General features: G+C 62.1%; 22 protein-coding genes and 1 pseudogene. 9 read left to right on the forward strand and 14 right to left on the reverse strand.

Features of this window, described 5'->3' with window-relative positions:
• The first annotated feature begins 55 nt into the window (after nucleotides 1-55).
• Entirely contained in the window at nucleotides 56-2,335 is a 2,280-nt protein-coding gene (gene pbpC / locus V6M61_RS10605) for a penicillin-binding protein 1C (protein WP_332776539.1), read from the forward strand.
• A gap of 75 nt (nucleotides 2,336-2,410) precedes the next feature.
• On the forward strand, nucleotides 2,411-3,559 hold the full coding sequence (locus V6M61_RS10610; RefSeq protein WP_332776540.1) for an alpha-hydroxy acid oxidase: 1,149 nt from the start codon (nucleotides 2,411-2,413) through the stop codon (nucleotides 3,557-3,559).
• Nucleotides 3,560-3,583: 24 nt separating this feature from the next.
• On the opposite strand, the gene V6M61_RS10615 is transcribed toward V6M61_RS10610, so the two are convergent.
• Together V6M61_RS10615 and V6M61_RS10620 are read right to left on the reverse strand one after the other, a co-directional pair.
• Complete coding sequence (locus V6M61_RS10615) at nucleotides 3,584-4,480, reverse strand: c-type cytochrome (protein ID WP_332776541.1); 897 nt, start codon at nucleotides 4,478-4,480, stop codon at nucleotides 3,584-3,586.
• 160 nt (nucleotides 4,481-4,640) lie between these two features.
• The gene (locus tag V6M61_RS10620; protein WP_332776542.1) at nucleotides 4,641-4,997 is read right to left on the reverse strand and encodes a hypothetical protein; all 357 of its coding nucleotides are present in this window, start codon (nucleotides 4,995-4,997) and stop codon (nucleotides 4,641-4,643) included.
• Between the two features lie 228 nt (nucleotides 4,998-5,225).
• Here V6M61_RS10620 and V6M61_RS10625 point away from each other — a divergent pair, with 228 nt between their 5' ends.
• Entirely contained in the window at nucleotides 5,226-6,440 is a 1,215-nt protein-coding gene (locus V6M61_RS10625; protein ID WP_332776575.1) for a Y-family DNA polymerase, read from the forward strand.
• 158 nt (nucleotides 6,441-6,598) lie between these two features.
• Here the strand turns inward: V6M61_RS10625 and V6M61_RS10630 are convergent, their stop codons facing one another.
• From V6M61_RS10630 to V6M61_RS10650, 5 genes are all read right to left on the reverse strand, one after another.
• A complete protein-coding gene (locus tag V6M61_RS10630; protein WP_332776543.1) occupies nucleotides 6,599-7,111 on the reverse strand; it encodes a DUF1569 domain-containing protein in 513 nt (170 codons plus the stop codon).
• Nucleotides 7,112-7,152: 41 nt separating this feature from the next.
• Nucleotides 7,153-7,578, reverse strand: a complete 426-nt coding sequence (locus V6M61_RS10635; RefSeq protein WP_332776544.1) for a type II toxin-antitoxin system VapC family toxin — start codon at nucleotides 7,576-7,578, stop codon at nucleotides 7,153-7,155.
• The gene (locus tag V6M61_RS10640; protein ID WP_332776545.1) at nucleotides 7,571-7,825 is read right to left on the reverse strand and encodes a hypothetical protein; all 255 of its coding nucleotides are present in this window, start codon (nucleotides 7,823-7,825) and stop codon (nucleotides 7,571-7,573) included. Before V6M61_RS10640 ends, V6M61_RS10635 begins: the two co-directional genes overlap by 8 nt.
• A gap of 62 nt (nucleotides 7,826-7,887) precedes the next feature.
• Nucleotides 7,888-8,046 carry a hypothetical protein gene (locus V6M61_RS10645; protein WP_332776546.1) on the reverse strand — a complete coding sequence of 53 codons (159 nt, stop codon included), beginning with the start codon at nucleotides 8,044-8,046 and terminating at the stop codon, nucleotides 7,888-7,890.
• Between the two features lie 103 nt (nucleotides 8,047-8,149).
• A complete protein-coding gene (locus V6M61_RS10650; protein WP_332776547.1) occupies nucleotides 8,150-8,713 on the reverse strand; it encodes a DUF3455 domain-containing protein in 564 nt (187 codons plus the stop codon).
• A 192-nt stretch (nucleotides 8,714-8,905) separates the two neighbouring features.
• Here V6M61_RS10650 and V6M61_RS10655 point away from each other — a divergent pair, with 192 nt between their 5' ends.
• From V6M61_RS10655 to V6M61_RS10680, 6 genes are all read left to right on the forward strand, one after another.
• Nucleotides 8,906-9,511: an RNA polymerase sigma factor gene (locus V6M61_RS10655; protein ID WP_332776548.1), complete on the forward strand. Its 606-nt coding sequence runs from the start codon at nucleotides 8,906-8,908 to the stop codon at nucleotides 9,509-9,511.
• The gene (locus V6M61_RS10660; protein WP_332776549.1) at nucleotides 9,508-10,257 is read left to right on the forward strand and encodes an anti-sigma factor; all 750 of its coding nucleotides are present in this window, start codon (nucleotides 9,508-9,510) and stop codon (nucleotides 10,255-10,257) included. The genes V6M61_RS10655 and V6M61_RS10660 overlap by 4 nt, the downstream gene beginning before the upstream one ends.
• A gap of 156 nt (nucleotides 10,258-10,413) precedes the next feature.
• A complete protein-coding gene (locus tag V6M61_RS10665; RefSeq protein WP_332776550.1) occupies nucleotides 10,414-10,872 on the forward strand; it encodes a tetratricopeptide repeat protein in 459 nt (152 codons plus the stop codon).
• 87 nt (nucleotides 10,873-10,959) lie between these two features.
• Nucleotides 10,960-11,646: a cupredoxin domain-containing protein gene (locus V6M61_RS10670; protein WP_332776551.1), complete on the forward strand. Its 687-nt coding sequence runs from the start codon at nucleotides 10,960-10,962 to the stop codon at nucleotides 11,644-11,646.
• Between the two features lie 103 nt (nucleotides 11,647-11,749).
• Nucleotides 11,750-12,052 carry a hypothetical protein gene (locus V6M61_RS10675; protein ID WP_332776552.1) on the forward strand — a complete coding sequence of 101 codons (303 nt, stop codon included), beginning with the start codon at nucleotides 11,750-11,752 and terminating at the stop codon, nucleotides 12,050-12,052.
• A gap of 24 nt (nucleotides 12,053-12,076) precedes the next feature.
• On the forward strand, nucleotides 12,077-12,922 hold the full coding sequence (locus V6M61_RS10680; RefSeq protein ID WP_332776553.1) for an enoyl-CoA hydratase-related protein: 846 nt from the start codon (nucleotides 12,077-12,079) through the stop codon (nucleotides 12,920-12,922).
• Between the two features lie 159 nt (nucleotides 12,923-13,081).
• On the opposite strand, the gene queF is transcribed toward V6M61_RS10680, so the two are convergent.
• The 7 genes and pseudogenes from queF to V6M61_RS10715 form a co-directional block, all read right to left on the reverse strand.
• Nucleotides 13,082-13,918 carry an NADPH-dependent 7-cyano-7-deazaguanine reductase QueF gene (queF, locus tag V6M61_RS10685; protein ID WP_332776554.1) on the reverse strand — a complete coding sequence of 279 codons (837 nt, stop codon included), beginning with the start codon at nucleotides 13,916-13,918 and terminating at the stop codon, nucleotides 13,082-13,084.
• A complete protein-coding gene (locus tag V6M61_RS10690; RefSeq protein ID WP_332776555.1) occupies nucleotides 13,915-14,811 on the reverse strand; it encodes an alpha/beta fold hydrolase in 897 nt (298 codons plus the stop codon). Before V6M61_RS10690 ends, queF begins: the two co-directional genes overlap by 4 nt.
• Nucleotides 14,812-14,959: 148 nt before the next feature.
• A pseudogene (locus V6M61_RS10695) lies at nucleotides 14,960-15,619 on the reverse strand (prolyl hydroxylase family protein); the annotation flags it as partial.
• Between the two features lie 37 nt (nucleotides 15,620-15,656).
• Nucleotides 15,657-16,433, reverse strand: a complete 777-nt coding sequence (gene yaaA, locus V6M61_RS10700; protein WP_332776556.1) for a peroxide stress protein YaaA — start codon at nucleotides 16,431-16,433, stop codon at nucleotides 15,657-15,659.
• Nucleotides 16,434-16,518: 85 nt separating this feature from the next.
• Complete coding sequence (locus tag V6M61_RS10705) at nucleotides 16,519-17,109, reverse strand: DUF3501 family protein (RefSeq protein ID WP_332776557.1); 591 nt, start codon at nucleotides 17,107-17,109, stop codon at nucleotides 16,519-16,521.
• Between the two features lie 18 nt (nucleotides 17,110-17,127).
• Nucleotides 17,128-18,477 carry a heterodisulfide reductase-related iron-sulfur binding cluster gene (locus V6M61_RS10710; RefSeq protein ID WP_332776558.1) on the reverse strand — a complete coding sequence of 450 codons (1,350 nt, stop codon included), beginning with the start codon at nucleotides 18,475-18,477 and terminating at the stop codon, nucleotides 17,128-17,130.
• A gap of 105 nt (nucleotides 18,478-18,582) precedes the next feature.
• Nucleotides 18,583-19,005 (reverse strand): rubrerythrin family protein, encoded by a 423-nt coding sequence (locus tag V6M61_RS10715; RefSeq protein ID WP_332776559.1) that lies wholly within the window; start codon nucleotides 19,003-19,005, stop codon nucleotides 18,583-18,585.
• Between the last annotated feature and the right edge of the window lie 267 nt (nucleotides 19,006-19,272).

The following is a 19,272-nucleotide window of genomic DNA, read 5'->3' on the forward strand; positions in this document are numbered from 1 at the left end:
GACGAGCCTTTTTGCTATATTTTTAATAGCTTCTTGCGCCCGTCCTGCCTGGGCCATGGCCACATTTGATGAGGTAAAACGCGAGTTCCGGCCATCCGACACGCTGATCATGGACCGCCACGGCGAAGTCATCCAGCGCCTGCGCACCGATGCCACGGTGCGACGCGGCCAGTGGGTGGCGCTGGCCGATGTCTCGCCGGCGCTGCGCACGGCACTGGTGCTCAGCGAAGACAAGCGCTTTTACGAGCACAGCGGCGTCGACTGGCAGGCGGTATCCAGCGCAGCCTGGGGCAACCTGTGGAACACACGCACGCGCGGCGCGTCGACCATCAGCATGCAGTTGGCGGGCTTGCTCGACGAGGACTGGCGGGCCGCAGCGGGCGGGCGCAGCATCACGCAGAAGATTGGCCAGACCGTTTCGGCCCAGTTGCTGGAGCGGCGCTGGCGCAAGGACCAGATCCTGGAGGGGTATCTGAACCTCGTGCCCTTTCGCGGCGAGCTGGTCGGCATTGACGCGCTGAGCCGCACCCTGTTTGGCAAGGCCGCGCACGGGCTGGACGAGCGAGAAGCCGCCGTGGCGGCGGCGCTCGTGCGTGCGCCCAATGCCAAGGTAGCACAAGTGGCCCAGCGCGCCTGCGGTGTGTTGAAGCGCATGCAAGCTGCGGTTAAAACAGACTGCGAAGGCCTGGACCTGTTCACCACCGCCGCGCTACAGCGCAAGGCCTTTGATGCCAGTGAGGGGGTTGCGCCTCACCTTGCAAGACGGCTTTTGGCACAGCGCGCGCCCTCACCCCAACCCTCTCAAAGCCCTGACTTACTCCCTCTCCCCCCGGGAGAGGGCAGGGGTGAGGGCTCCCCGAACGCCCATGGCCGCACCATCAACTCCACCCTCCGCGCCCCGCTCCAGCGCTTCGCCGCGCAAACCCTGACCCAGCAACTGCGCGAGCTGCCCGGCCGTCATGTGGAAGATGGCGCGGTCGTCGTGCTGGACAACGCCAGCGGCGAGGTGCTGGCCTGGGTCGGCTCCTCCGGCGAGCTCAGCGGCGCGGCCGAGGTCGACGGCGTGCTGGCGCTGCGCCAGCCGGGCTCCACGCTCAAGCCTTTTTTGTATGCGCAAGCCATTGCCGAGCAGCGCATCACGGCGGCCTCGCTGCTGGAAGACTCGTCAGCCCACATTCCCACCGCCGGCGGCTTGTACATTCCGCAAAACTACGACCGCCAGTTCAAGGGCTGGGTCTCGGCGCGCACCGCCCTCGGTGCGTCACTCAACGTGCCCGCCGTGCGCATGCTGGTGATGGTCTCGCCCGATGCGTTTCACAAGCAACTCAAAACCCTCGGCCTGCCGCTCAGGGAATCGGGCGACTACTACGGCTACAGCCTGGCGCTGGGCAGCGCCGAGGTGTCGCTGCTGGCACTGACCAATGCGTATCGCACCTTGAGCAACGGCGGGCGGTTTGGCGAGATTAAATTCGGGGAGCCCTCACCCCGGCCCTCTCCCAAAGGGCGAGGGAGTAAAAACGGGTTGGACTCCCTCCCCCGCTGGGGGAGGGCTGGAGTGGGGGCGGCCCTCGACCCGCGCGCCGCCTTCATCGTCAGCGACATCCTGGCCGACCCGCTGGCGCGTGCCCGCACCTTTGGCACCGACAGTGTGCTGGCCACGCGCTTCTGGACGGCGGTGAAAACCGGCACCAGCAAAGACATGCGCGACAACTGGGCCGTCGGCTACTCGCAGCGCTACACGGTCGGCGTGTGGGTCGGCAACGCCAGCGGCGCGCCCATGTGGGACGTGAGCGGCACCAGCGGCGCTGCGCCGGTCTGGGCGGCGCTGATGAACTACCTGCACAAAACCGAACCCAGCCGCGCACCGCTGCCGCCTGCGGGCGTGGTGCAAAGCCGCATTGAATTTGGCAACCGGCTCGAAGCGGCGCGCAGCGAATGGTTTGTGCGCGGCACCGAGCAAGCCATTTTCGCTATGAATTCAATAGCTGTTGACGTACCAGCTTCGAGGGCCAGAGGCCAAAAAGGCTTGAAAAAATCAGCTGAAACGCCGGATCTGCCACCGCGCATCACCGCGCCGGCGTCGGGCACCATCATTGCGCTGGACCCTGACATTCCGCCCAATCGCCAGCGCGTGAGCTTTAGCGCCGAGGGCCAGGCCGTTCGCTGGCTGATCGATGGCAAACCGCTGGCGCGCGGCCCGCAGGCCCGGTGGCTGCCCTGGCCGGGGCGGCATGTGGTGCAGCTGGTCAGCGAACGCGGTGCCGTGCTGGACGAGGTGCAGATCGAGGTGCGCGGTGCAGGCGTCAAGATGACCGCCCAAGCCGCTTCAAAATAATTTCAAACCCGAATCACCAGTATTCACGGCGGCCGCCGGGCGCTCCCGCTACCATCGGGGCCTAAGGAGACTCTGATGCCCGTGATTACCAACATCGAAGACCTGCGCGTGCTGGCGCAAAAACGCGTGCCCCGGATGTTCTACGACTACGCCGACTCCGGCTCGTGGACGGAAAGCACCTACCGCGCCAATGAAAGCGATTTCAAGGCCATCAAGCTGCGCCAGCGCGTGGCAGTCAACATGGAAAACCGCAGCACCCGCACCCGGATGATCGGGCAGGACGTGGCCATGCCAGTGGCCATTGCCCCCACCGGCCTGACCGGCATGCAGCATGCCGACGGTGAAATCCTGGGTGCACGCGCCGCCAAAAAGTTCGGCATTCCGTTCACGCTGTCGACCATGAGCATCTGCTCGATCGAGGATGTCGCCGCCGCTACCGCCCGCCACCCCTTCTGGTTCCAGCTCTACGTGATGAAGGACCGCGCCTTTATCGAAAACCTGATTGACCGCGCCAAGGCCGCCAACTGCTCGGCGCTGGTGCTGACGCTCGATTTGCAGATTCTGGGCCAGCGGCATAAGGACCTGAAAAACGGCCTGAGCGCGCCGCCCAAGCTCACCCTCCCCAACATCATCAACATGATGGGCAAGCCGCGCTGGGGTCTGGGCATGCTGGCAACCAAACGCCACGGCTTTGGCAACATCGTCGGCCACGTCAAGGGCGTGGACAACATGGGTTCGCTCTCGGAATGGACGGCCAAGCAGTTCGACCCCGGCCTGAACTGGGGCGATGTGGAGTGGATCAAAAAGCGCTGGGGCGGCAAGCTGATCCTCAAGGGCATCCAGGATGTGGAAGACGCGCGCCTGGCCGTGAACTCCGGCGCCGACGCCCTGATCGTGTCCAACCACGGCGGCCGGCAACTCGATGGCGCCGAGTCATCGATCCGCGCTCTGCCGCAGATTGTGGACGCCGTCGGCAGTCAGATCGAAGTGCACATGGACGGCGGCATCCGCTCGGGGCAGGATGTGCTCAAGGCCAGGGCCCTGGGCGCCCAGGGCACCTACATCGGCCGCGCCTTTCTCTACGGCCTGGGCGCCATGGGCGAAGCCGGCGTGAGCAAAGCGCTGGAGATCATCCGCAACGAGCTGGACCTGACCATGGCGTTTTGCGGGCACACCGACATCAATACGGTGAACAAAAGCATCCTGCTGCCGGGCAGCTACTGATCAGGGCGTCAAGCGAAACCCGGCCTAGCGCTGGCCGGCGGGCCGGGCCGGCACCGTTTGCAAATAGGCATACAGCGCCTGGGTATCGACATCGTTCATGGCCGACAGCGATCCAAACGGCATCACCTGGATGGCGGTGCCGTCAGGCCGTTTGCCGCTGCGCATCATGGCCATGAACTGCGCGGCGTCCTTGTAACGCCCCATGGCACTGCCCTCGCCGGGCGTGATGTTGGCGGCAGCCGGCCAGTCCGGGGGGCCCCCGGGAATCTTCCCGCCCGACAGCTTCTCGCCATGGCAGCCGATGCACATATTGGCCACATAGGCGCCATGCTGCACCGTCACGGCGGCCGCCACCGGGGTTGAGGGCGGCAGCGAGTGGTCAATCCGTTGCGCCGCATCGGGAATCGCGTCAAAGCCGTAGAGAACCCAGGCCGGCAGGGGCAGTTCGACCACGGCAGCACCTCCTTTTTGGGGCGGCAGGCTGCGCACATGCGCCACCAAGGCGGCCAGGTCTTCATTGGTGAAACGGTTGTAGTCCTCGCTGGGCATGATCAGCGCCGGACGCCCATCGGGTTTGACCCCGTGGCGTATCGTGCGCACCCAGTCTTCGGGCTTGTACCCGGCCACCACGCCACCCGACGTGATGTTGGGCCCGGCGATGCGCGTGCCCTTGCCGTCATTGACAAAGTCGCGCCCGCCCCCGTTCGCGCCATGGCAGTCGACGCAGCCGCGCGACTGGAATAAATACTTGCCACGCTCCAGCGCCTGCGCGTCGGACGCATAAGCCACCGGCTGCACCGGCACACTGACCTGGCGTATGCGTTTGCGCTCGGCCAGCTGCGTGCCCACCACGGCCGCGCCAGCGACCAGCAGCACGGCCAGACCCAAGCTGCCAATGGTCCATTTGATCCAGCGTTTCATATTGTTTTCCTTCTCAATCACTCCTGATTGCGCGCCGCGTGCCGGGCACGTGCATCGTCACAGGAAAGCCAGGAATCTTAGATAAACGCTGGTGCTTTGTCAGTGAAAAAATCACCTCGTCCGAGGTGAACCCGTGTGAGCAGCCCGCCCGACACAGGCCCTAGCCGCGCTGCCGCTTCTTTTCAATTCGCTCCGCAGTGCGCGACAAGAGATACCACCACTCGGCGTCATCTTCACGGTAGTCGCGCACTGCGCCGGCGCGAACGAGAATTTTGCGCAGCTCATCGTCCTCAAAGCCGCCCAGATGCTTCTGGAGAACTTCAAACGATCGGTCGGTGTAGCTTTTGTGACTCAGGAAGTGGCGGGCTGTTTCTTCGGCCATGAATTCCGTCTTGTACTGTTGGTGCAGCGCTGCAATCTGGTGCTTGAACTGCTGCCGGTTGACCGCAAACGTGACCAAGCCGCCCACGAGGGTGCCCAGGAGCGTAAACAGGGGTGTCAATAGGGTCGAATCCACGGGTACTACCTCTCACATGGTTTTTGGTTCATCGACCAACCGCCTTGGCTGGTGTAAGTGGCTGATTTATAACAGCATTCAATGCGAGAGCGCGCCCTCACCCTCTGAACTGGCGTTGAACAAGATTTGTGCCCGGAAGCACGACCTGTTGCCGGGCGCTATGCTTGTCGCGTGAGTACCGCCGACCTGACTGATCCCGCGCCCATCCGGCGCATTGCCCACCTCGACATGGACGCGTTTTTCGCGTCGATTGAACTGCTGCGCTATCCGCAACTCAAGGGTTTGCCGGTGGTCATAGGCGGCGGGCGGCGCAAGGTCGACGAGCTGCTGCTGGCGGCCGAGCCGGAGCGGGCCACGCGCTTTATTCCGGTGGCGGACTTTCCGCGGCTCTTGGACTATGTGGGCCGCGGCGTGATCACCACGGCCACCTATGCCGCACGGCAGTTTGGCGTGGGCTCGGCCATGGGCATGATGAAGGCCGCCAAACTCTGCCCGCAGGCCATTGTGTTGCCGGTGGATTTTGAAGAGGTGCGCAAGTACTCACGGCTGTTCAAGAGCACCATCACCGAGATTGCACCGGTGATGCAGGACCGGGGCGTGGACGAGGTCTACATCGATTTCACCGACGTGCCCGGCGGCCAGCGCGAAGGGGGCCGGGTGCTGGCGCGGCTGATCCAGAAAGCCATTTTTGAAAAAACCGGCCTCACCTGCTCGGTTGGCGTGGCGCCCAATAAACTGCTGGCGAAAATGGCCAGCGAGTTCAACAAGCCCAACGGCATTTCCATCGTGCACGCGGAAGACCTGCAGACCCAAATCTGGCCGCTCAACGTCCGCAAGATCAACGGCATTGGTCCCAAGGCCGGCGAGAAACTGGCCAGGCTGCACATTCACACCATAGGTGAGCTGGCCGCACAGGACCCGGGATGGCTGGTGGACAACTTCGGCAAGGCCACGGGCGCCTGGATGCATGAGGCCGCCTGGGGCCGCGACGAGCGCCCGGTAGTGACCGAGAGCGAGCCCGTCAGCATGAGCCGCGAAACCACTTTCGACCGCGACCTGCATGCGGTGCGCGACAAGGCGAGCTTAAGCGCCATCTTCACCGAGCTGTGCGTCAAACTCGCCGAGGACCTGCAGCGCAAGGGCTATGTGGGCAAAACCATTGGCATCAAGCTGCGCTACGACAACTTCAAGAGCGTGACGCGCGACCAGACCCTGGACAGCTACACGGCCGACGCCAAAACCATACGCCACACCGCCGGCCTGTGCCTCAAGCGCGTGCCGCTGGAGCTGCGCCTGCGCCTGCTGGGGGTGCGCGTGGGAACGCTGCTCAAGGCCAGCGAAGCGGCCAAGGCTCAAAGCACTGAATCAAAAACAGTTTCTGCCGGCGTTCCTGTTGCGCAAGCAGCTATCGATTTTATAGCAACTACCGATCAACTCTTTTAAGCTGTGATTACTCGGCAGTCCGAAAGTAGCGCGACATGCTTTGTCATCCTGAGCGCAGCGAAGGATCTTGGCAGCCAGCAAGATTCTTCGCGTTGCTCAGAATGACAGCATGGGGCGTCGCCTTCGTTACGGATTGCTGAGTGAATCGTCGCCGTTCTTCAGCCGATGACAATCTCGTCTTGATGGTTGGCAATGTGAAAGGCATGGGCCAGCGCGAAGTCGGTTTTATCCAGCGCGCCATAGGCAAAGTGCGGCTTGAGCGGCCCGGTGCTGGCGTTGAAACGGGCAATCGCAGCGCGCAGCCGCACTGAGCCAGGTCTCCAGTCGCCTTGTGGCGTCAGCGGTCCGGCGCCCGGGATCGGCTCGGCCAGGCCGTGGCTCATGCGGCCGCGCCATTTGAAAAACGCAAACGCGGCAGCACCGGCCGTGGATTGAAACAGCGCGCTTTTGGGCTGCGGAAAACCGTCCAGGCTCATCTCGATGCTCTGGGCCAGATGCTCCAGCACCGACACCATGGGCCACTGGCCGGTGGTTTTGACGCTGGCGGCCTTGTCCATTTTGTCGAGCCAGCGCAGCGCGTCGTCCAGCGACTGGACTTTGGGTAAATCGGCCATGGCCAGTCCTCCGGTTAAAGCCAGCGTGGTCGTGGCGAGAAAGTCGCGGCGTTTCATGGCTGCGATGGTAGCAGCCCATGCGGCACGATTACGCCCGCTCAGGGCTCCCAGCGCTGCACGCCGTTTGAAACCAGGTGCGGCATGAGTTTTTTATCGAGGGTGGCCAGTTGAGCGCCGTTATCGAGTGCAGCCCGCAGATAGACGGCATCGTAACTGCCACAGCCCAGTTCCGTTGCGTCAGCAAACAGAGACTGAAAATCGCGAATATCCACCACGTGCTGAAAGCTCACATCGGTCAGCAGGTCGAAAAACTCTCGCGCCTTGGCCGCGGTGATGGTCTGGCCTCTGACTTTGCGTACCAGCTTGGCGGCCACCCCATGGTGGCAAAGCTGGGTCAGCACAGGCGTGATGTCGCCCTTGTCAATGGCGAACAGAAGCGCCATGGCGTAGTCTTTATTGGCTTGCGGGTCTGGTAATGGAATCGCCAGCAGCACGCTGGCATCGATCACAACCAGTTCACTCATGCCCGCGGTCGCGATCCCTGCGAACTTCGGCGGTGATGCCCCGGCTGGCGTTCTTGACCACCGGCGATGCTTGGCACATCTTCATCAGTTTGACAATTGCGGCATGTTGCCTGCGAGCGTCTGGCTTCGTCTTGAGAACCACCGAAGTTGCCAGCGGTTTGCCGAGCTGAGTGGTCGTGAATGCACTGCCCGCCTGGATTAAACCAGCGGGTTTCCGTTTGGTGGCAGAAGCGGCGGTGCTTTTCATGAGGTCAGTTTACCGAAAAGGCTTTACTCGTTCACCCAGCCAGGCCTTGACGTAGTGTTCGGTCATCTGGCGATTTTGTGTGCAAGGAGCTTCTGCGAATGGGCCAGATCGCCAGTGTCGGCTGCAGCCTTCGCCCGAATATCCCGAAACTGAAAATCGACCCCGGCCAGCTCGCGTGCCTTGTCAAAACGCGAGCGCAATGCGTGCTGGATCAAGGTCATCTGGTGTCATGGCCATGCACCGACGTGGCACTGGTATAGAGTGCAGCCACGGACGAACCCGCCGCAGCCCTACGGTCGTGCATTTTTAGGTTTTGCCTGGCGCTTACTTCGCAGCAAAGAAAACATAGTCGGCGGTATAGCCTTCCTTGATGCGCTTGCCTGCATCAGCTTGCGCCTCGCAACCTTTCGAGGGTGCGTTGCCGCCTTCGGTATTGAGACGCTGCACGCTGGTGACGCTGGCCATCTTGCCGGCGATGCCGCTTGATTTGGCAGACAACAGCAGCAAGGGAATATCTGCCGTGCGCTCACCGTTGGCGCGAGCCTTGACGGTACCGACGGTCTTGCTGCCATCGAGCGCTGTCCAGTTCGGGCCTGCACCGTGTGTGCCGACTTTTTCGTCTTTCTGATTGAAGAGATCGGCCTCAGGCGCCACAAACACCCAGGCCCATGCGCCCTTCTCCGTGCGGCATTCATAAATCTGCGAACCGATGGCATGCCAGGTGAAGACGGCACGTTCGCTGTCGGCCGGCTTGAGTGCGGCGGGGACGGGCTTCGCAGCGTCTGCGGACCCCACCGGTTTAGAGGCGCAGGCGCTCAGCAGACCGGCGCAAAGCGCGGCCAGGATGAAGGGGGTACCAAAGGATGGGGTTGCGGGAATCGGGTTCATGGGCATCTCCTGAAGTTAAGGAACAAACGAGCCAACCGGTCGGCTGAGGTGTGTGGCCTGACGTCATGACGCGGCGTCTTGCTACTACCGACAAACGTTGCGTTTCGAAAATCGGATGCAAGTCCACAAGAATATTTTTCTCGTGCCACAAAGGCGTTTGCCATACCCGCGGAAGTTCATATACTCAGCCGCATGAAACCAGACACCCGCAGCCTGCAGGAGTTGATCGCCAGCGCGGCGCGTGGCGACCACGCCAGTTTCGCCCAGGTCTATGACCGTACCCACACGCATCTGTTTGGCGTTGCCGTACGTATGTTGGGACGACAACAGGCAGCCGAAGATGTGCTGCAAGAGGCTTTTGTGAGTATCTGGAAAAACGCAGGCAGCTACCGCTCCGAGGTCGGTGGGCAGGAGATTCAACCCATGACGTGGCTGATTGCCATCGTGCGCAACAAGGCGCTTGACGCCTTGCGCACGCGTGCGCGGCGCAAGGAAACCGAATTGCCCGATGAAGACGCGCTGGGCGATGGCGATGACGATACCGCGCCCACAAGCAATCCGGGCCCGAGCGCCCTGCACTTGCTGGAGCAGGCCACGCAAACCCTGCACATCGAAGGCTGCATGAACATGCTTAACGGCAGTTACCGCCAAAGCCTGGCACTGGCCTATTACCAGGGCTTGTCACACACCGAAGTGGCCGCACAGATGGGCGCACCGCTGGGCTCCGTCAAAGCCTGGATACGGCGCGGGCTGGAAAAGCTCAAGGGCTGCCTGGCGGCGCAGGGAGTGGTGGCATGAGGTATACCGACTCCGCTGTGATGGAACACCTGGCCTCGTCGTATGTGCTGGGCACCTTGACGGGTGGCGCACGGCGCCGTTTTGAGCGGCTGCAACGCGACCGCGCCGATGTGCGTGTGCTGGTCGCGCAATGGGAAACGCGGCTGGGCCAACTGGCCCTGTCGGTACCGGCGCAGCGGCCTTCGCCCCAGTTGTGGCCCGCGATTGCGGCGCGTACACAACCCGCTCACGCGCCCGCTGCACCACGTGCTATTTCCTGGCTGGGCCGGCTGAAACCAGCGGGCTTCGGCTTCGGTGGCCTGGTTGGCCTAGCTATGGGCGTGATTGCAGCCAGCGTGCTGTTTGTCACGGCGCCGGGGGTGTTCATGTCCAGCGACCAGATCGCCATGCGCTCGGGTGAAAAGCTGCCGCAAAGTTATGTGGGCCTGCTCACCGACGCCCAGGGCAACGGCAAGCTGCTGGTGAGCTCGCTGCGTCACGGCAAAACCATGACGGTCAAGGTGATAGGCCCCATCACAGCGCCTGCCAGCGGCAGGCTGGTGCTGTGGGCCTTGCCCGCCAACGCACCGGCCTTTGCGCTCGGCGCCGTACCCACCAGTGGCTCAGCCGTTTCCCTACTGCCCGACACCTCGGAGAAGCTGCTGTCCAAAGTCGGCAAGCTGGTGGTGACGCTGGAAACCAGCGCAACGCCGGCCAGCCCCAGCGAAACGGTGGTGTTCAGCGGCAACTGCGCCAAGTTATGGTGATGTGACGCGCAGGCCCGGGGTGATAGGCGCAGGCCTTCGCATTCCGATTACAAAAGAATTACAACTTGGCCTGCATCCGTTTTTCGGGTTCTGTCGTTTGTCTCAGGTGCTGATTTGCAGCGCATCTCAATCAACCGACTATCCAAGGAGCCAGAAATGAACGCATTAACCCTTCGCAACTTCATTGCATTGCCCGTGCTGAGCCTGGCTTTGGCCGGCGCCGCGCTGGCCGCCGACATTCAAACCACGCCCGCGCAAAACGTGCAGATTGACGACTTCGCGGCTGGCAAAAAAGCCCTCGATGCCAAAAACTGGTCTGAGGCTGTCAGCAGCTTCAACAAGGTCGTCGCCCAGAACCCCAAAAACGCCGACGCCTACAACTACCTTGGTTATTCCAGCCGCTGGATGGGCAAATACGACGACGCGTTTGCCGCCTATGGCAAGGCGCTGGCGCTGGACCCCAAGCACAAGGGCGCGTTGCAGTACTCGGGCATGGCTTACCTCAAGACCGGCCAGAAAGCCCAGGCCGACGCCCAGCTCGCCAGGCTGCAGGCGATTTGCGCGACTTGCGAAGAAACCAGTGAACTGGCCAAGGCCGTTGCGGCGGCCAAATAAGCCCCTGCGGCTCTGCCCACCCGGCCCAAGCCTTGCCGGGAGGGCTTTTCACCCCTTTCTCATTGCCAGACTGGCCGAAAGAAACCCATGCACTGCTTCAATCGCCTGAACCCGAAACTGCTGCAACACGCTCTCATTTTTATAGCTGCCTGCGCCCTGTCCATACCGGCTACAGCCGGAAATGTCTTGGTACAGGTGCTCGACAAGGACGGCAAGCCAGCGCCCGATGCGGTGGTGGTCGTGGTGCCGGCCAGCAAAACCGGCAGCCCTAAAAACCCGCTGCCCAGCCAGGTGACGATTTACCAGGAAAAAATGCGCTTTGTGCCGGCTGTCAGCGTGGTTGCGCTAGGCGCCAAGGCCCAGTTTGTCAACAACGACCCCTGGGAACACCATGTGCGCGCTTCGGCCGCCGGCGTGGCGCAGTTCAATGCGGCGGCGGGCGAGGGTTTCGAGTTGCGGCTGGACGGCAGGCCTGAAGGCAAAGCTGCCAAAACAGCAGAAGCCTTATTCAACAAGGCCGGCGCGGTGCTGCTGGGCTGCCATATCCACGGTTCCATGCGCGGGCATGTTTATGTCAGCGAGTCGCCCTGGGCCGTGCTGACCGGCGCCGACGGGCTGGCGCAACTGGAACAGGTGCCCGAAGGGCCGGCACAAATCAAGGTTTGGCATGCCGACCAGCTGATCGACAGCGCAGCGCAGCCCTACACCGTGGCCACCTCACCGGGCAAGCTCACCCTGCAACTGAGCGTGGTGCCGCGCCGGCGCCGGATCTAAGAGCCTTACAAAAGCAGCCTTTGGACTGTTGACAGAACCTTTCGCGAAACTTACATTGAAGTCTCTTCACGTCAATTTGCAAAGCGCATTGCACGGAGGCTTTATGTCAAACCTTTCAAGTCGCGACCTTTGGCACCCCATCACGCTCAAGCAGATGCAGCGCGTCAAAAACTGGCATGCGGCCCAGCAAGGCGCGCACCCGGCGGAACGCCAGCTCTGGGAGGCCGTGCTGACGCTGTGGATGATGGGCTGGATAGGCTGGCTGCCCGCCTACATGTTTGAAGCGCCCTGGGCCTACCCGCTGTGCCTGCTCGGCGTTCTTGCACCACAACTTTATGTGCAATGGCGCAAACATGTTCATGCAACTGGGCGTCTCAGGTGTGACTGGCTGGATCTGGTGGCCTGAGCTGGTCTGGCTTACATTGCAGGCATGAACCCACTCACCTGCTTCTCACTGACCACCACCGACCACCTTGCCCACCTGGTGCTCAATCGCCCGGAAGCGATGAACACCATGAACCCGACCTTCTGGCGCGAGCTGGACGAGGTGCTGACGCAGCTCCACAAGGCGGGTGAGGCCCGCGTGCTGGTGATCTCCAGCACCGGCAAGCATTTCAGTGCCGGCATGGCGCTGGAAGCCTTCAGCGGCGCCATCGCGATGGACGACCAAAGCCCCGAAGGCCGTGCGGCCATCTTCGACATGCTGACCGACATGCAGGCCACCTTCACCAAACTCGAGACGCTTCGCATTCCGGTGATTGCAGCCATCCACGGCGGCTGCATAGGCGGCGCGGTCGACATGGTGACCGCCTGCTGCATCCGTTATGCCACCGCCGACGCATTTTTTTGCATTCAGGAAATCAACATCGGCATGGTCGCCGACGTCGGCACCTTGCAGCGCCTGCCCAAGCTGGTGCCGCTGGCCGTGGTCAAGGAGCTGGCCTACACCGGCCGCCGGCTCAGCGCGGCCAAGGCGCTGGCGTATGGCCTGGTCAACGAGGTGTTTGAGTCGCAAGAGGCGATGCTGGCCGGTGCGCTGCAATGCGCCAAAGAGATTGCCGCCAAACCACCGGTGGCCATCTGGGGCACCAAGCAGGCGATTCACTACACCCGCGACCATTCGGTGGACGATGCGCTCAAACAAATGGGCTGGCTGCAGGGCGCGATCTGGAGCAACGCGCATGTGCGCGAGGCCGTGACGGCGATGAAGGAAAAACGCGCGGGCGAGTTCGCAGCGCTGCCGCCGCTCCAAAATTTCAAGGAAATCGGGCTCTAGCCCTTTATTAATGGGCGCAACCAGCTATTTATTTAGTAGCACATAACCGGAAGAAAGTTGTCATCCCGGACCTGATCCGGGATCCATGTCCCCGTTATTCGGGTTGCCAATACGGACTCATGGATTGCGGGTCGGAGCCCGCAATGACAGTGCGTTCGCCTACTGCCGCGCGGTCCGCACATTCGCCGGCAGCGCCTGCGGATGGCTGGTACGGAAGGGGTTGATGTCCAGCCCGCCGCGCCGCGTGTAGCGCGCATAGACCGACAGCTTCACGGGCCGGCAGCGCGTCCAGACATCCATGAAGATGCGCTCGATGCACTGCTCGTGAAACTCGTTGTGATTGCGAAAACTCACCAGGTACTGCAGCAGGCCTTCCTGATTGATTTGGGGGCCTGAGTAGCTGATCTGCACGCTGCCCCAGTCGGGCTGCCCGGTGACCAGGCAATTGCTTTTCAGCAGATTAGACACCAGGGTTTCACTGACCGGCGGCTCGTCGAACTCGGCAAACAGCAGCTCCGGCGCCGGCGTGTAGTGGGTGCATTCCACGTCCAGCCGGTCCAGGTTCAGGCCATCGAGCTCATGGACGGGCTCCTGGTCGAACAGCTCCGGCCCCAGCGTTTTGACACCCACGCCGGCGCCCACCGCCGCGTTGAGGTCGGCGCGAATGCGTTCCCGCACCTCGCGCGCGTCCGCGAAACGGGTGTTGTTGAAGCTGTTGAGGTAAAGCTTGAAGGACTTGCTCTCGACGATGTTGGGCGACTCGCAGGGCACGGTGATGTGCGCCAGCGCCACCTGCGGTTTGCCGCGCAGGTTCAGCCAGCTCAACTCAAACGCCGTCCACATGTCGGCGCCGAAAAACGGCGGCGCGCCGGTGATGCCTATCTCTAAGCGCTTGTCCGCGCGCGGAATCGGAAACAGCAGCGAAGCGTCATACTGGTCGATATATGTTGAGGTCTTGCCGAGCTGCGAATGCTCTGGAATGTTGCCGGTGCTCATATGTTCACTCCCTTCAGATGAGGAATCATGGTCGCCAGCAGCCGCTCCACCACGCCCGGCGGCAAATCGTGGCCCATGCCTTCGATGCCGACCAGCCGTGCCCCCTTGATGCGCCGCGCCGTGTCTTCGCCACAGGCAAAGGGCACCAGCGGGTCGGCCTTGCCATGCAGGACCAGCGTGGGCAGGTTCACGCCGGCCAGTGCAGCAGCACGCGTGGCGTCGGCCACGACGGCCACCATCTGGCGGAGAATGCCGTCGGGGTGAAAGCTGCGCTGCGTGGCCGCGGTCACGCGGCCGCGCAAATCGGCATCGTCCATCGGGAAACCCGGGCTGCCAATGGTTTTGAGCAGTTGGACCGAGTGGTTGATGACGGCATCCAGGCCTTGGCCCGCCGGGCGGCCGAGCAGCGCGTGCAACACGGCCGGCTCCGCCTGCGGCAAACCGCGGGCACCGCTGGAGCTCATGATGCTGGTCAGGCTCAGGCAGCGCCCGGGCGCTGCCAGTGCCACACGCTGGGCAATCATGCCGCCCATGCTCACGCCCACGATGTGGGCCTTGTCAATCGCCAGGGCATCCAGCACCCCCAAGGCATCGGCCGCCATGTCCTGCAGGGTGTAAACTGGCTTGTTGGCCAAGCCAAACCTGTGTTTGAGGCTCTCCCACAGCAGGTTGGGCTTGCCCAGATGGTCGAAATGCTGGCTCAGGCCAACATCGCGGTTGTCAAAGCGCACCACCCGGTAGCCGGCATCGCTAAGGCCCTGCACCATGGCCGGCGGCCAGGCAATCAGCTGCATGCCCAGCCCCATGATGAGCAGCACCACGGGCCGGCCCGTGGCATCGCCCGGGTGAGTGTCCTCAACCTCGATATCAATGTTGTTGGCTTTGATTCTCATCTAGTGATTATGTACACCTTGATCCGCGCCTCAACGGGAGTGAACGAATTCCCCGCCAGCAGGGGCCGCGGAGCTGGCTTTGCCAGGCCGCAGGCGCCGCCCCCTTGAGGGGGGAACAGGCTACACGAAGTGAGCCTGGACGGGGGTGTTAGACAAATTCCCTTTCGCGCAGCCATTTGGTGGCCACCCATTTTTCCCCGGCCAGCACCGTCTCGCCCCCGTGCAGGGACCGGCTGCAGGGATGGGCGCACCCGTAGCTGAAAAACACCGCCTGCCCGCGCCGCGGCGCCACCTGCAGCGCCAGCTCGGGAAACACCGTGGCGCCGCCTTGCTCCGGCTCGTTGAGGTACATGATCAGGGTGGCCACGCGCTGGCCGCCGCGCTGCAGGATGGCGGGCGTGCCGGGCTCGGCCGGGTCAAAGTAGTCGTAATGGGGCTTGTACTGCGCGCCCGGGCCGTAATGCAGCAACTGCAGGTTCTCGCCATTTTCCAGCGGCCAGTTCAGCAGCCGGGCAATGCGGGCTTCAAGGCGCTGGACCAAGGCGTTTTCACCGCGCCTGAAAAACATGCCCTGGCTGGTGCGGTCGTGGTGGACTTCCTCGCCGCCCGTCTGCGGCGCCACCGTCAGGGAGCGCGCCATGTGCGGGCGCGCGGCTTCGATCAGCGCATGGCATTCCTGCGCACTGAGCAGGTTGCCGAACACCACCATGTCGGGCTGCTGCCTGACCATCAGCACATCAACCAGGCGGTCTCCCGCATCGATCTGCGCGGCACCCTGGCCCACGTCGGGCCTGGGGACCGGCACCGCGTTCAGCCCGTTCGCTTCCCGCATGGCCCGCACCGTCTTAAGCGGCCTGCCGGCGCCGGAACACCAGCCGGTCGGGTTCGGAAACAGAAGCTTCAAAGCGGTAGCCCTCGGCATCAAAGTTTTCGAGTTTTTTGACAGCAACCAGCTTTTTTTCAATCGCATAACGCACCATCAGGCCACGTGCGCGCTTGGCCATGAAGCTGATGATCTTGTATTTGCCGGCCTTGTACTCTTCAAACACGCAAGTCACCACACGCGGCTTGAGAGCCTTGCGGTCCACCGCCTTGAAATACTCTTCACTGGCCAGATTCACCACCACGGGCGAGGTGTCGGCAGCAGCGCGCTCATTGAGGTAGCCGGCAATTTTCGAGCCCCAGAACTGGTAAAGGTTTTTGCCGTGCTCGGTGGCCAGCGTTGTGCCCATCTCCAGCCGGTAGGGCTGCATCCAGTCCAGCGGGCGCAGCACGCCGTACAGGCCGCTCAGGATGCAAAGATGCGCCTGCGCCCAAACCAGTTGCTGCTCGCTCAGGGTCTTGGCGCTCAGCCCGTCGTAGACATCCCCGTTGAAGGCCAGCACCGCCTGCTTGGAATTTTTGGCGGTGAACCTGGGCGACCAAGCCTGGTAGCGTGCGACGTTCAGCCCTGCGAGCTTGTCCGACAAACGCATCAGGGTGCTGACCTGCTGCGGCGTTTTGGTTTTCAGCACCTCCATCAGCTGGCTTGATTGGTGTGTGAAAAGCGGCTTGGTGTGCTCCGCAATGTGCGGTGGCGTGTCGTAGTCCAGCGATTTGGCGGGAGAAATGAGAAACAGCATGGTCCGGGATTGTTGATTTAAACCAAACCTGCGACTTTACAGGCGCAGCACGCCGGCTGCCGAACACGCCGACAAAAAGCTTAAATCAACGCAAATCGCTGGCAAGCGACGCTAGCGATTCCGCCGGAATCGTCGTGTGCGCCGGGTAGTGGGTGTGGTCGCAGCCCAGCTTGACGCCGGCTCCGGCCTTGACCGCCGCGCACATGGCCGGGTCGAGTTCAAAGCGCACAAAATGCACGGCCGAGGTTTTTTCGTCGTTCTCTCTAGCCATGTCTTCGTCGGCAATCGCGTACACGCGGGCATGGCCTTCAACTTCGACAAACAGGCGGTCTTCGACCCCGATCAGGCGCGCCAGCTCACGCTTGCGTTCGTTGACATCGGGGTACTCCAGCAGCATGGTGGCCTTCCAGTTGCTGCCGTCGGGCACCAAGGGAGCGTAGGCCTCGATCTCCTGCTCAATGCCTTCTTCCTCGAAGATTTTTTCGAGGCGCAGCATTTCCTGGATCTGGTAGCGGATGCTGGTCTCGCTCTCAAACTGCACGTTGATGTGCTCGCCCAGGCGCACGCTGCGCAGCTGGCGGTGCGCCATGATGGCGGGTTTGTTTTCCTTGCGATATTGGCTGTAGGCCTCCAGCGTCATGAGGCTGCCGCGCGTGATTTTTCCGGTGGTTTTCATGGATGCATTCAGCTCTGTTTATTTGAGGCCATAGGCCGTGCGTATCAGCGTCAGCGGGTGCTTTTGCGGCGGGGCACCCAGTTGGTTCACGTCAAAGCCCTGGGCAATGTGATGGCCGCTCAGCGGGCAGTCGCTGCTGATGACGTCAGGCAAGCCGCCGTCCTTGTGGCTGGCCATGGCCTTGAACAGCGGTTTGCCGATTTTCATGGCCTGCTGGTGGGTGGGCTTTTTCACGCCAAAGGTGCCCGCATGGCCCGAGCAGCGCTCATGCGTGTGCACGCTGGTGCCCGGCACCATCTTGAGCATTTCCTCGGTCTTCTTGCCGATGTTCTGCACCCGGCCGTGGCAGGGAATCTGGTAGCTGATCTTGCCCAGCGGTATGGAAAAGTCGGTTTTCAGCAGCCCATCGCGCTTGCGCGCCATCAGGTATTCAAACGGGTCCCACATGTGCTGCTGGACCAGCTGCACGTCCGCATCGTCGGGGTACAGCAGCGGGATTTCCTGCTTGAACATCAGGGTGCAGCTGGGCACCGCACTCAAAATGGCGAAACCGTCTTTGGCGTATTTCACCAGCACCGGGATGTTGGCCTCCTTGGCTGAGTTGACCGAATCGAGGTCACCCAGCTCCAGCTTGGGCATGCCGCAGCATTTTTCTTTTTCAACCAGCACATAAGGCACTTCGTTATGGTCCAGCACCTTGAGCAGGTCGTGGCCAATGCCGGGTTCGTTGTAGTTGACGTAGCAGGTGGAATAAATCACCACCTTGCCGGGGGTCTTGGCGCCGTCCCTGACCGGATGCGGCGGCGACTCCAGCGCGCCGGAGCGGAATTTTTGCGTGGCCAGCTCGGGCAGCCAGGCGTTTTTATCCACGCCCAGCACTTTTTCCATGACTGCGCGCGCGGGCCTGGTCTTGTTGACCGCATTGGCCAGCTGCACCACGATGGGAATACCGGCAAACTGGCCGAGCACATCGGTCGAAGCGAGAAGCCTCTCGCTGGTCTTGACCTCACCGCTCTTGAACTTGATGGCCTTGGCGCGCAGCATGGTGTGCGGAAAGTCCACGTTCCACGGATGTGGCGGCACATAGGGGCACTTGGTCATGTAGCAGAGGTCGCAGAGGTAGCACTGGTCGACCACCTTGCGGTAGTCCTTCTGGTCCACGCCATCGACCTCGCCGGTTTTGCTTGCATCGATCAGGTCGAACAGCGTGGGAAACGTGCCACACAGGCTGACGCAGCGCCGGCAGCCATGGCAAATGTCGAAGATGCGTCCCATCTCATGGAGGGTTGCCTCCTCGTTGTAGAACTCCGGGTTCTTCCAGTCGATAGCGTGACGGGTGGGGGCTTGCAGATTGCCTTCAGTAGCCATGGTCTGTCCCTTTTGATGGAACCTTCGGTGAGTGGGCTTTGGAAAAGATTTGCGATTGAAATCCTTTCCAAAACCCGCCACGCCGTGCAGCGTAGCGGGCAAAAATCAATCGACCAGTTCGGCGAGAGCCTTCGTATAACGGTTTGCATGCGAACGCTCAGCCTTGGCCAGGGTTTCAAACCAGTCGGCCACTTCGTCGTGACCTTCGTCACGGGCGGTCTTGGCCATGCCGGGGTACATGTCGGTGTACTCGTGGGTCTCGCCTGCGATGGCCGAAGTGAGGTTCTCGCGGGTGGCGCCGAAGGGCATGCCGGTGGCGGGGTCGCCGCATTGTTCCAACCACTCCAGATGGCCAAAGCCGTGGCCGGTTTCGCCTTCTGCGGTAGAGCGGAACAAGGCCGCAACATCGGGCCGGCCTTCCACGTCAGCCTTGTTGGCGAAATACAGATAGCGGCGGTTGGCCTGTGATTCGCCCGCAAATGCGGCTTTCAGGTTCTCTTCCGTCTTGGAGCCTTTGAGAGCAGCCATGGAAATCTCCTTCGTGGTTGATAAACAAGGGTAGTCCGTCGCTTTGGCCCAAAGGAAAGGGCCGAGGACTCTAAAACCATAGACCAATTGGAGCGTTTCGTCTAATTGGGCGATTCAATACAAAAAATTGAAAAAGGCTATTAATGACCGTCAATCAATAACAATTCTCAATCATCCGGATCAAGCACATAGCCTGGCTGCATGGCTTTGCCCGGCGCCGCGAGACAGATGCATTGGCCATCGCCAGATTGGCAAGGCATTTTAATT

It is taken from the genome of Polaromonas sp. (assembly GCF_036676035.1).
Taxonomy (GTDB): domain Bacteria; phylum Pseudomonadota; class Gammaproteobacteria; order Burkholderiales; family Burkholderiaceae_C; genus Polaromonas.